Source organism: Gemmobacter aquaticus, from assembly GCF_007859075.1.
Lineage (GTDB): Bacteria > Pseudomonadota > Alphaproteobacteria > Rhodobacterales > Rhodobacteraceae > Gemmobacter > Gemmobacter aquaticus.
Genome location: NZ_VOAK01000026.1, coordinates 35,702 through 48,991, shown reverse-complemented (window position 1 = coordinate 48,991; position 13,290 = coordinate 35,702). Strand labels below are relative to the sequence as shown.

The following is a 13,290-nucleotide window of genomic DNA, read 5'->3' as shown; positions in this document are numbered from 1 at the left end:
ACGTGTCTATAAATCTAGGGGCGCCTCAGTGGCTGGTCTAAACGGGCCGAGGAAACCGATACCGGGATCGACCCAAAACACACATGATCATCTCGTCACATTGCCGCCATCTGCATGACATCATGAGGACCGGCTCTTCTGACAGGCATTCCGGGACACGTTGTTTTTCAAGAGATTCGTCATGCAAGATCTTGACCTGATTCCTATGGTCGATGCCGTCCAAGCCAGCGGACTTGTTTTGCACATATCTGCGGCGGCCAAGGTCAACTTCGCGACGGCGCAAAACGGTGTCGCGGTCATCAAGGAACTGAGCATCGAAAATCTCGGCCCTGATGTCGTCGAAGGTGTTCGCCTCCATTTGACTGCTCGCCCGGCAATCCGGCGCGAAAAGACCTGGGTCATCGACCGGATCGCCGCGGGCAGCAGCGTACGGATCAGTGATCTTGAAACCCCGCTTGACCCCGTCATGCTCAGCGGGCTTGACGAGGCCGAATTCGGCCAGCTTGCGTTTCACTTGTCGGCGGACGGGCTGGAAGATGTGACTGTCATGCACCCGATCGAGATGCTTGCCCGTGACGAGTGGGGCGGGCTGGCTGAAATGGACAACATCCTCGCGGCCTATGTGTCGCCCAATCAACCCTACGTCGCTCGCATCCTGAAAGAAGCATCGCGGCTTCTGGAAGCAGCAGGACAATCTGGTGCGATTGACGGCTATCAAACTGGAGATGCGGGCCGGGTCTGGATGCTCGCCGGTGCTATCTGGTCCGCCGCGACCGGGCTTGGCCTGTCCTATGCCGTTCCACCCGCTTCGTTCGAGCGTATCGGGCAGAAAGTGCGCGACCCTGAACGCATATGCGCCGAGGGCCTCGCCACCTGCCTTGACAGCACCCTGCTGCTGGCAGCGGCTTTTGAGGCAGCCGGGCTGAATGCTGCGGTGCTGTTCTCACAGGGCCATGCCTGGGTAGGCGTCTGGCTGATCAAGAAGGACTTCGGCAGGCTGGTCGAGACTGACGTGGTTACGGTGCGCAAGGCTTCGGTCGCGCGCGAATTTGTGCCGCTCGAAACCACACTTGTCACCAAGCGTCCCGCCATAGGCTTTCAACAGGCCGTGGATGCAGGCAGGGATCGCCTGTCCGAGGCGCGAGAGGCCGAATTCGTTGAGGCGGTGGACATCAACCGCGCCCGTGCGGCGCGCATCCGCCCGCTGGCCAGCCATCGCCAGATCGAGAGCGCCCCAGCAGATGCGATCACCGCAGCGCCGGCCGCGCTGCCCCGACCGCTCGATCTCGGGCTGCTGCCCGGCGAAATAACCGATGAGACGCCAACTACCGCGCTTGGGCGTATCGAGCGCTGGCAACGCAAACTTCTCGATCTGTCGCTCAGCAATCGGTTGCTGAACTTCCGCGACACCAAGGGCGCGGTGTCAATGCTCTGCCCTGACATCTCTCGCGCCGAGGACAGGCTGGCGGATGGCGAGCAGTTTCGGCTTCTTGCGCTGAAGGACGAAAACGCGACAACTGGGCGCGACCTGCCGCCCGAAGAGGCACGCCAGATCGAAATAGATCTGGCCCGTGACGCCTTTGATCGCGGGCAGATTGCGGTACCTTTGACGTCGCGCGACATGACGACCCGTCTCACAGAGCTTTACAGGAAGGCACGCAGCGACCTCGCCGAGGGCGGAACGAACACGCTTTTTCTGGCAGTGGGCTTCTTGCGCTGGAAACGTACCGAGGGCGACACGCGAACCTATCGCGCACCCCTCATTCTGTTGCCAGCGAAGCTCGAGCGGCGCTCGGCCCAGTCGGAGTTCCGGTTGAGCCAACTTGAAGATGAGGTTCGCATCAACTCCACTCTTCTGGAGCTGCTGAAACGGGATTTCGAGCTGCGAATTCCCGAACTTGAAGGCGATTTGCCCCGCGATGAAAGTGGCATCGACATTTATCGCATCATGGAGATCCTGCGCCAGCGCGTGCGCGATGTAGCGGGGTTCGAGGTCGTCGAAGAGTTCGCGCTTTCGACCTTCTCCTTCGCAAAGTACCTGATGTGGAAAGACCTGGTGGATCGCACCGATAGCCTGCGCGAAAGTCGGCTGGTTGCGCATCTTGTCGATAATCCGACCGAAGTCTTCCCGGGCAGCCGCAATCCGCTTCCCCGTCCGGCAGACGTTGACCGCAAGCATGCCCCGGCAGACATCCTGGCGCCGCTGCCGGCGGATAGTTCACAACTGGCGGCGGTTCTGGCGGCAGGCGCGGGGCATGACTTCGTGCTGATTGGCCCGCCCGGCACCGGCAAGAGCCAGACGATCACAAACATCATCGCCGATCAATTGGGCCGGGGTCGGACCGTGCTGTTCGTAGCCGAAAAGTCGGCGGCACTTGATGTGGTGCATCGGCGACTGGAGCGACATGGCCTTGGCGACGCGGTTCTGGAGTTGCACTCCAACAAGGCGGATCGCAAGAAGGTGCTGGCGCAGCTTGGCCGCTCCTGGGAGCGCGCCACTGAAGCCTCGGCGCAAGAGTGGGTACGCATTGCGGAGGATTTGCGCCTGACCCGAGATGAGCTCAACGCCTATGTCGATGCCCTGCATCGTCCGGGCACGCAGGGTTTCAGCGTTTATCAGGCCATCGGTAAAGTGGCGGGTGGTGTTCCAGGGTTTGCGCTGCACTTCGACAACAAGGACTGCCATGATCAGGCAAGCTGGCGGCACTTGCGCGGATTGGCGGCAGAACTTGGCACGCGCCATGGCATCGTTGCCGACCTTGACCCGCAAGGACCGCTGTCGCTGCTGGATCGGGGGGAGTGGTCCTTCGGCTGGCAGGACAACTATCTGGAAGCCGCCAAGTCCTTGCGCCAGTCTATGACCGAGGCACGGATGGCACGGCACCGCTTGGGCGAAAGACTTGGCCTGCGTCCCGACGAAGCCGACGCACCCGGTGTCGCGGCAGCGCTGGTATGGCTTGCGGATCAACGTCTGGGCAAGCCCAGAGTATCAGAAGAGGCATTGACATCGCTTGCCGCCCTCAGACTGGGCGTGGACGCGCTTGAGGCCACAATCGCACAGGCCAAGGCAGCCCGCGCCACGCTTGCTGCACAGTATCCAGACAGCGGTCTGCCCGACATGCCGCTGGATGCGCTGGAGCTGCAGTGGCGCGAGGCTCAAGCGAAATCCTGGCCTTTTGCCGGCATGGCGAAAGGCAAGGTGACCAAGCTGTTGCAGACCTATGCCAGCACAGGCAAAGCGGACCCGGCGCGCGATCTGTCGGCACTCAAGCAACTGCGCAGGGCCCTTGCAGATATCGCCGCATCTCCGCTGCGTGTCGTACCGGGCTTCGCCGAGGAAGGCAGCGACCTTCAACAGCTTCGGGCCGAGCTGGACGCCGCCGAAGCCTTCCTTGCGCTTGAGCGTCATCTCCAGGGTGCAGGAATTCCGGCTGCCCGGCTCGAGGCACATCGCCCTGTGCTTGCAGCGGCCGCAGGTGGCGACCTCGCACCGCTCCTGGCCGCGCTGCAAACCGCCGATGCCATGGTCACGGCGGCGCGCGCGCGCTTCGAAGAACTTGGGGGCGATCCTGGGCCAGAAGCCGCAGACCTGCTGCGAGGGCTAGAGTCCTTGCAACACAGATTCAGCGACTGGTTGAAATGGCGCGACAGCCGCGCGCGGGCGATCGCAGCGGGTCTCGAACCGCTGGTCAGTGCGCTAGAAGCGAAGGCGGACCTCGCCGATACCGCCGTAGCATTTGAGCAGGCCTACATGGCATGGTGGCTACGCCTTGCGATGGATGCCGAGCCTTGTCTGCGCGGTTTTTCCCACTGGCAGCACGACGCCTTGATCCGCAGGTTCCGCGAACTGGATGATGCGATGGCGCGCCTTGCATCCTCGGAGGTGATGCGCCGGCTAGGAAACGATCTCCCCCGCCGAGACGACGTTCCACGGAACTCTGAACTCGGTGGTTTGCGCCATCAGCTTGGACTGCAACGCCCGACGAAGGCGATCCGCAGCCTTATCGGCGACATGCCCACAACCTTCGGAAAACTTGCCCCCTGCGTTCTGATGTCGCCGCTTTCGGTGGCCCAGTATCTGCCCGCCGGACAGGCGCAGTTCGATCTGGTCATCTTCGACGAGGCCTCGCAGATCTCGACCTGGGACGCGATCGGCGCAATCGCGCGCGGGCGGCAGGCGATTATTGTGGGCGACCCCAAGCAGCTGCCGCCCACAAACTTCTTCGGGCGCAGCGAGGATGCATCTGACGACATGCCCGGCGTAGAGGAATTCGAGAAGGACATGCCTTCGATCCTCGACGAAGTGTCGGCCGCCGGCATCCCGACGCATCGGCTCAACTGGCACTACCGCAGCCGGGACGAGGCGTTGATCGCCTTTTCCAACCATTTCTACTATGATGGCGGTCTGGTCACCTTCCCTTCGCCAGATGCCTCGGGACAGGCGGTGCGTCTGCACAAGGTCGCGGGCACCTACATGCGCGGCCAAGGGCGCACCAACCCCGACGAGGCACGCGCGATCGTCACGTTCATCCGCAAGCGGTTGAACGAATGGCTGAAACTCCCGGAGGATTGCCGCCCCACCCTAGGCGTCATCACCTTCAACGCGCAGCAGCAGGGGCTGATCCTCGATCTTCTTGATGCCGAGCGCAAGGCGACCCCTGATTTCGAATGGTTCTTCTCGGATGAACGTGAGGAGCCGCTGATCGTAAAGAACCTCGAGAATATCCAGGGCGACGAGCGGGACGTGATGCTGTTCTCGATCACCTTCGGACCCGATCAGGCAGGCAAGCTGACGATGAACTTCGGCGCGTTGAATGGTGATGGCGGCGAAAAGCGGCTGAACGTGGCAGTCACCCGTGCGCGGTCGGAACTGCATGTGTTTTCGTCGGTCACAGCCGACCAGATCGACATCGGTCGCGCCCGCGGCCGCGGGGTGGCCGATCTCAAGGCCTTCCTCGATTTCGCCAACCGTGGGGCGGTCGCGCTGGCCGCACAGGACAGCGGTTCGCTTGGCCCCGTTGAATCGCCGTTCGAGGAAGCCGTGCGCGATGCGCTGGCCCTGAAAGGATGGGAGGTTCACAGCCAGATCGGCGTCTCGGGCTTCCGCATCGATCTTGGCGTGCGTCATCCAGATCATGCTGGCGTCTGGTTGGCCGGGGTGGAGTGTGACGGTGCGCGCTATCACTCTTCTGCTACCGCGCGCGACCGCGATCGCATCCGGCAAGCGGTGCTGGAAGGGCTGGGATGGACCATCCTGCGCATCTGGTCGACCGACTGGTTCCGCGCACCCCAGGCCACACTGGAGCGGATCGACGGTCAGCTTCGCGCTGCACTGGAATCTGATCGCGCCCTGCGGGCCGAGGCCGTTCAGAAGATCGCAGATGTGGTAGACGAGGCGCAGGTCATGTCGGCAATGGAAAGCATTCCTCATGATGATACCCCGCACTTCGCGTCCGCTCCGATCGACGCGTCCGCCCTATTGGACGCGACCACCAGAGCCGCACAAGGCACGGTCAGTCCTGAGCGGTTCTTCGATGCAGACTATACGCCAACATTGCTTGCGTTGCTGCACCAGATCGTCGCTGAGAATGCCCCACTCACCGAGGCGAACCTTGCCCGCATGGTTGCGCAACGTCATGGCTGGCAGCGCACCGGTGGCCGCATTCAGGCCCGGATCGCAGAATTGCATTCGGCCTTCGATCTGGCGGATGAAGACGGTGTGCGGTTTGTCTGGGCCAAGGGCAGTATCGTGGATCGCATCCCGTTCCGCGGCATGGGGGAGCGTGCCCTGCGCGACATATCGCGCACGGAGATTGCTGCCCTGATCGACGTGCATGCACAGAGGCTTGCATCATCAGAGGATCCAGAGCTGGAGCTCGCGCGCCTCTGCGGAATCGCAAGGCTGAGCAAGGATGCCCGCGAGTATCTCGGGCATTGCCGGGCCTGGCAGGCTGGTCTGGACGCAAGTCCATGATGCCCTGCCCATCCAGAGCGAGCGGCAACACCCTGGGTGGCGGCGTCGAAAGGTTACCATCAGATCGCAGCCGCTGACCCCGATCGACCAAAGCTGAACGGTTAACCGTTCAAATACCCTGCAGGAGATGAGAGGCTCCAAAACGGCTACAGGCAGACACACTATCTTGAGATGCTCCCCATGCCGCGCGCATGTCCATCTGTCCGGTCCCGGCAGGCATCAGTCGTATGTCCGTTCAGCACATCGCTGCCAGGCCAGCCGCAAAAACATGTGGAGAGAGCTGCGGAACATGTGGAGAACCTCTTGACAGGTGAAGATCGGCGTCTGGCGCGGCGCGGGCCATGTCACGAGCATGTGGATAACCCAAAACAATTGTTCTCAAACGAGATTTTCCAGTCATATGTAAAGGTCACCAGAAACAATCCTATGGTGATACATGACGGAAGATACCGAGAAGCCTGCCGAGCCGGGCAAGAAGTTCCGGCACGACTCGCTTGATGAGCTGATCAGAATGATCTGCGAAGCACAGCCTGACCCCAAGCGCGCCATTACCGGCCGCGAGGCGGTCACGACCGTTGCGAAGTTCCTCGATCAGGCCATCAGGCGCGGCGTGACCGTGAAGGAGATTGTCGCGATTCTGGGGAGCTTCGATCTCAACCTGCGCGAGGCCACTGTCAGGTCGTATTTGGCTGCGGCCAAGGCTGCCGCCGAGAAGAAGAAGGCGGACAAGGAGAAGGAGAAAGCCGCGCGCGCCGCCAAGGCGATGACTGCTGGCAGGGCATTGCCGCACCGGGATACTGCGACGCCCACGGGAAGCGCCCCGCACGCACCACCTGCACCTGTCCACGAGCGCCCGTCTCCCGACATCACGGCGCGACCTGATGGCAGCGGGGGACCGGAAGCCGCGCTCTGAGCAGCGGAGGACCACGAAAGCGGTGGCCTTCCGCATTCTGCCCGCACAACAGACCGCCCTGGCGCAGCTGGCCCAAAGACGTGGGGCGCATTCACCGAATACCCAGGCCCGCGACATCTTGTTGCGCCATTTGGACTACCCCGACGACGCGGCGACACGCCTCGACGTCGCGCTGCATATCCTTGCGCAGATCCGCATGCGGTGCATCACTCTCACCGGTCCGCTCAGTTCGGCGCATCGGCAATCGATCCTTGGTGAGATCATGCGGATGATCGACGGGGCGCAAGGATGATCGCAAAGGTCATTCGCAGGGCCTGGCGCCACGGACGTGGGCACGGGCTCCGGGCCCGCGCAGGGTACATCGGGCGCAAGGCGGTCGGCCTTGTGGCGGACTGGATTGCTGGCGCGCCAGCGGATGCGCCGGCACAGATGGCTGCAACCTGCCGGCAGCACCGCAGAAATCCCAATACCGCTTTTGTGCATCTGGTTCTCTCCTGGCAGGTCGATGAACACCCGACGCCCGATCAGGCCGTTGCCGCCGCAAGACACGCCTTGAAGCGGCTGCGCGCCGACGCGCACGAGGCGCTGATCGGTATTCACCGCGACACCGGGAACGCCCATGTCCACATTCTGTTCAGCCGGGTCCATCCGATCACCGGCAGGCTTCTGAACCTGTGGAATGACTACAAGAGCCTCGAGCTTGCCTGCCGGGAAATCGAGGTCATGCAGGGCTGGGCGCAGGACAACGGGAGATTTGAAGCCGTCATCGATACCACTGGCCCGAAGCGGCAGGTCAAATTGCAGCAAAAAGAACCAGCATATTGGGTGGCGAAAAAGTTGCGCCGCATCGCCGGAGCATTGCCGCGGCAGTCAGACTTTGACACGGCACGTGGCAGCGCGCAGATGCCGCTACATCTGCGTCTGCCGGAACGGATGATCACGCGCATCGTCGACGTCGTGGCGGGCGCGTCCGACTGGCCAACCTTGCACGACGGTCTCGCGGCATACGGGTTGGAGTATCGCGCAGTTCCGCGCGGTGCGGTCATCGCGGTCCGTGGCACCCCGGACGCGATTGCGGCAAGCCACCTCTGCCCTGACCTTGCGATGGGGCGCCTGCGGGACAGGCTTGGCCCGTTTGTCGTGGCCTGCAACGCATTGGAGATCCTGCACCCGAACGAGGCGCCGGCACTGGGGCTGAGTGGCAAGCGCGCCGACGAGGCTTCGCTTTTTATGTCGATACCATGGATCGCGCGTGGCGCGCGCAGCCGGATGCATGCGAACCTTCTTGAGCCGCGCCAACTCCGGGATATCATCACCGGCATCCGATTTGCAGACGACACGGTTCAGGTGACCCTCGAGGGGAATGGCTGGGTCCGCTACGCGGATGGGGCGATCACCATCAACGGTAAGGGTCTGGATGTGCAGAGCTGTCTGGCGGCCTGTATCATCGCTCAGGTACAGGGATGGGACGAAATCGCAGTGAAGGGCGAAACGGACATCGCACCGACCATGGCCATGATCGCCGACGCAATGGGGATGAAAGTTCGCAGCCTCAACGGACGCCCTATGCATGCAAAAGCAGATCGCACTGCTCTCCCGGAAAGACTGCTGGGGCTGACGGCGCCTGAGCGCAAGGCCTTGACCGAACACGCGGAACAGCTGCAGCGGAACACGGCGGCCCGGCAGGCGCGAAAGGAGAAACGGGACAGGCTGCTGCGCACAGCCGATGCGACAGAGGCAAAGATTGCAGCGCAGCTTGATGAATTGCCGATCGCATATCGTTGGGTCCTGCTGAAAGGCCTGCGGCACGCCTTGCGCGCCGCGTCGGTGAAGAGAACCGACCTCAGGCCCGCAGCACAGCCCCTGCCCGCCCGTGATGCGCACAGGATCACCGGCCCCATCCTTTCCACCCTGCGGCGCAGGCGACTGCGTCCTGATCACCCGGCCCTGACTTTCACGGCGGTCGATCATATACTCGGGCCGATGATCGCTTCAGGGAACCGCGGCCAAGCCGTGATGGGCGATCTGGTGAACCTGCCAGAGGCCATGACCTTTCTGGCGCATCGCGACGAGGGCGCCCGCATATGCGGCTATGAAGTCGCCCTCATCGACACAAAACCGCCCACGCTCGGCAAGATCTATGGCGGCCGGATGGCCTAAGGCCTACTGCCGACCGGCGGAAAGTCCCCTCGGGGCGAGCTTCTCCTCCGCACACTTACCGTTGCCCTCGACTACATGGGGATAGCCATGCGGCACCAGCTTACCCTCGTCTCGCTCGGACAACATGACCGGGAGCCAGCAGCCGCAATCACAGGCCCCGCAGAGCCGCCGGCGATTGAGCCGGGACAAGACCATGATCGGTGAGCCGGTCCAGACCCGCAGGCGGATGGCCGACGAAGCGGAGCCTATGCTCATATCAGATCCGATGACCGAAAACGCAGGCGGCCTTCTCAGGCTGGCCGTTCGATTTGGCCGCTTTCAATCATCATTCTCATGAGACTCGAGACAATATCGGCGTCACTTCCCTTCGCCACATCGATGCTCGCCGTTTCAATGATGTTCTCCCGGCCCGTGATCTTGAAACGCGATTGAACTCCGTCGTGCTGTGACAGCCCCGCGTGATGAGGATAGAGCAGGGTAAGGCGCGGCGCTTCATAGAGGTGAGCGTAGGCCATCATCTGGTACACGTCGACCTGCGACACACCTTGCTTGCGGTCCTCGATCTGGCTGGAAATCCGCTTCCATTTGGTGTCGATCACATGAACGATCCTTCCGTCCAGCGAGATCAGGATGTCGGGTTTGGTCTGGAAGAGCTGGCCACCCTCGCCTGTCAGACAGTACTTCCGCCCCCCTTGCAGCTTGACCTGATGACGCGTCCCTGCGAGGGCGCGGGACACAAGCCGACCGACATATTCCTCGAACAGGGTGTTCATCTCGAAAAGCAGCGCGGTCCCCCGGCCTGTTCCCGCGTTGGTCGCCTGGTAGCGATTCCGGATCAGCAGTTGCGCCAAGCCATAGAGATCGTGCCAGGCACGGTTTGTCCGGTCGATCACCACCTCGCCCCACGGCAAGGCCGACTCCGGCACGGCGGTGATATCGGCAAAGACGAATGCCAGTTCACGAAGTCGCTGCATATTGGCGGCACTCCGCGTTGCGCGGGCAAGATGCGCAATCGCCGCCTTCATGATGCGATTGAGCGCGATGTCGTCCGACAACTCGTCAAAGCGGCATGCGATACGACTGGGGTTCGCAGCATGACGGGTGAACTGGCGCGGCACGTCAAGCGTGCCCCGCAGCGCTGACAGATCGTCTTCATGAAGGATGTAGCGCCTCGGCAACCCACGGCGCACCGCCTCGTTCAGCTTGTCGCAGAAGATCCGGATCAGGATCTCGAGCAGCGTTTCATTTTGCCAGGCAAGTTCGGTCACACGGCCAGTCTCGATCTTCAGATCGAGTGTAACGGCAAGCATATGCACCAGCCGCTTACGGATTGCGCCCCGCTGTTCGGCAGTATCTTCCGCAGCCGGGACATCGATCTTCGGAAGGATTTCAAGGCTGCACCCTTCGGCTGCGATGACCCCGACCACGCCCCGAGCGCGCAGTTCCTTTGCCCGATCCTCCAGCACACCGCCCTCTCCACGGCCTGCGAAGACGGATCGCTGAGCAACAGCCGCAAGCCGACGTGCAAGTTGTTCGGGAATGGCGCCAGCTTCATCACCGTGCGGGAGCGACCGATATTCAAGCACGCTGTAGGCGGTCATCTAACCTCGAACTCCGTGAAATCGAACCCGCCGTTACCATTGCCATCGCGAGGCGGCCTTACGCGCCAACGCTGCCGGGGATTGGAGTATTCCTCGCCCTCAAGACCATCCGGCGCAGCCATTGGTTCGCGCAGGAGGAAGCATTCCTTGCCCTGCCTGGCGTCCCCGAGAACGGCCGCAACCTTCGACCAGTCGTCATAGAAGTACTCGGCCAGCAGCGGGATCACCTTGTGCCGCATCACAGACTCTACGCCGTCGCGATTCTTGCACTCCGTGAAGTAGGCGTGGCCGATCTGATGGTCGCGGTCGAACAGATACTCGATGCGCGTGTTCAGCGTGCGCAACAGCTTTTGCAGATCTATCCCATCGACGTTGGCTTTCAGCGCCTCGGGATCAGGCATCAGTTCGCGGAAGGTGAAGCGGCGACGCAGCGCAGTGTCCAAGAGCGCGATCGACCTGTCGGCCGTGTTCATTGTCCCGATGATGTGAAGGTTGGCGGGCACGCCGAACTTTTTCTTCGAATAGGGCAATGTCAGCTGGATCACGTTCGGTTTCCCGAGGCGCTTGTCGGGCTCCAAGAGCGTTATCAGTTCCCCGAAGACCTTTGAGATGTTGGCCCTGTTGATCTCATCGATGATGAGGACATAGGGCCGCGGATCCGCCGGTTTTACCGGAGCACCGAGAACGGCAGTTTCCAGGGCCAACCAGTTGATCTGATCCTTTTCCAGAGGGTAGATTGGGTGGAATGAGGTGAAGGGCGTATCGTAGAACGTCGAACGGTCGATGCCTTCCGGATCGCTCCATATCCACTCCACAGGCCGCGAATGCTTTGCATCCGATCCCCCCGATGCGGGAGTGAAGCGGTAATCACCAGCGAAACGTCCGAAGGCGACAACCTTGTTTCTGCCAACAGTGAGCATGACATAGGCATCATTCGGCGCCGAAAAGCGAACCAGCCATGTCCCGTAAACCGTCGCATGATTACCCCTGACCGAAGGATCTTCGGCCTTCCTCTTCTGTTTAATCGCCTCCCAGTCCTCATAGTCCGGGGATGACCAGTCGATGTCGCCGCCGAAGCCCCAGACGATTTCGCTATCTTCAATGGCACGCCGAAAGTCTGCGTGCCAATCTGCACCGGTGAGGCCGAGACGATAGATTCTTTGTGTCCGGTCCAGACCTCCAGTCTCGCTGTCGCCACGGTCATTTACCGCTCGTTCGCAGATCCGCTTGAAGATCCCGCTCTGCGGCTCAAGCCGAAACCCTGAGGTCGGCTCTTCTTCCTGTGGCGCTTCAGGATCTGCAGACCGGCCGGTCGTCGGTCGCAATCCCTCGACGAACTCTTCGTAGGACATCGACTGGTGGAAGGTCACGAACTCCACCCTCTCGGCCTCAACGAGACGCTCGTACTCCGCCATCAGGTCTTCGCGCTTATCATTGCCGCGCAGCTCTTCTGCGCGTGCGTCGCCTAGGCAAAGCCGGACCGCCTCCCAGGCCGTATGATAGGTCTTACCAGTACCGGGCGGCCCGTAGAGGATCAGGTTGGTCGCTTCGGTCGCCTTCTTTGCGGTTTGGTCGGTCATGGAAATTGCCTTGGCCTGATCTGCAAGCTTGAAAGTGAAAACGGTTGAACTGCTCGGGTTGGGTTCGGTGTGGGTGGGTGGGGATACCCGAGCCAGCTTTTGAAAAGTCTCGCCGCCGAGCGCTTGACAGATGTTCGGATGGGCGGCGGTCAGACCCATTTCCGTGGCAAGATCGCCGGCCCTGATTGAAACCTCGCCTTTGCCCTCTTCGCGCGCCGGCTCGATGTAGTAGTTGAGCGCACACAGCCTGATCCGATCCGCCTGGTCGATTAGATGTCCGAATTGCTGCGGCGGCGGTGATGGCTTGTTGTCGCTATCCACGATGACATAGCCCGCGTTGTAAAGCCGCGTCGCAGCGCTGGTCTTCTGGCTCCATCCACCGTTGATATTGTCGGTCTTGAGGATGTATCCGACAATCGGCTTGGTTGGATAGACAGGGTCCTTCCGCCGGCGTGTCGAGCGCACCCAAAACTGGCGTGGCTCGTCAAAGCGATCAAAAAAGTCCTTGTCCGCTCCACCCTTACTAGGGCGATAGATGTCATAGGCATCCATCGCCGTCTCAACTTCGCTGCGAGGGAACCGCGGTGTTGTGGGGCCGCTTCCTCGGGCTCCCGTCAAGCCGAGGGCACTCAGTGCCGCCAAAGTCAGATCGGCATCAAGATTGCCAAGCTTCCACGCATCAACGTCACGAAACCCTTTTCCTTTGAGACCCGCGTGGCGCCCTTCGCTGTCAATGCCGGAAGGAGGCTTGCGTTCGAGAGTGAAGCCCGCTGCACGCAACTGCGCGGCATGGTCTGAATGAAACCAGAGGTTGGGGTAATCATTAGTATACTCCAGGCACAATGACTTGCCATGAAGGTCGATCAGAGGGCCGAGATAGAGTGAGGGGGAAAATTCGGGATTTGGTCGGAGTTGTGAGGCCTTGATCACTTCGAATACAGATCGACGGTTCTCTGATACCGACCGCTTGGCCTCTAGCTCACGGATACGGTCCTCAAAGGGTTCCCAGTTCGTCATTGTGCGTCTTCCTCAAGTCAAACGATGCGCGCAGCAATCGTGAAT

At 61.5% G+C, this 13,290-nt stretch carries 6 protein-coding genes; 4 read left to right on the top strand and 2 right to left on the bottom strand.

Annotated elements, in window-relative coordinates:
• Nucleotides 1–181 precede the first annotated feature (181 nt).
• From FQU74_RS17995 to FQU74_RS17980, 4 genes are all read left to right on the top strand, one after another.
• Nucleotides 182–5,974 carry a DUF3320 domain-containing protein gene (locus FQU74_RS17995; RefSeq protein ID WP_241659883.1) on the top strand — a complete coding sequence of 1,931 codons (5,793 nt, stop codon included), beginning with the start codon at nucleotides 182–184 and terminating at the stop codon, nucleotides 5,972–5,974.
• A gap of 436 nt (nucleotides 5,975–6,410) precedes the next feature.
• On the top strand, nucleotides 6,411–6,887 hold the full coding sequence (locus FQU74_RS17990) for a hypothetical protein (protein WP_146287872.1): 477 nt from the start codon (nucleotides 6,411–6,413) through the stop codon (nucleotides 6,885–6,887).
• A 22-nt stretch (nucleotides 6,888–6,909) separates the two neighbouring features.
• A complete protein-coding gene (locus FQU74_RS17985) occupies nucleotides 6,910–7,179 on the top strand; it encodes a hypothetical protein (RefSeq protein WP_146287871.1) in 270 nt (89 codons plus the stop codon).
• A complete protein-coding gene (locus FQU74_RS17980) occupies nucleotides 7,176–9,047 on the top strand; it encodes a relaxase/mobilization nuclease domain-containing protein (protein ID WP_146287870.1) in 1,872 nt (623 codons plus the stop codon). Before FQU74_RS17985 ends, FQU74_RS17980 begins: the two co-directional genes overlap by 4 nt.
• Nucleotides 9,048–9,337: 290 nt before the next feature.
• Here the strand turns inward: FQU74_RS17980 and FQU74_RS17975 are convergent, their stop codons facing one another.
• Nucleotides 9,338–10,648, bottom strand: coding sequence for an McrC family protein (locus FQU74_RS17975; RefSeq protein WP_146287869.1), 1,311 nt, complete (start codon nucleotides 10,646–10,648; stop codon nucleotides 9,338–9,340).
• The gene (locus FQU74_RS17970) at nucleotides 10,645–13,245 is read right to left on the bottom strand and encodes an AAA family ATPase (RefSeq protein ID WP_206665057.1); all 2,601 of its coding nucleotides are present in this window, start codon (nucleotides 13,243–13,245) and stop codon (nucleotides 10,645–10,647) included. The genes FQU74_RS17975 and FQU74_RS17970 overlap by 4 nt, the downstream gene beginning before the upstream one ends.
• Nucleotides 13,246–13,290: the final 45 nt, after the last annotated feature.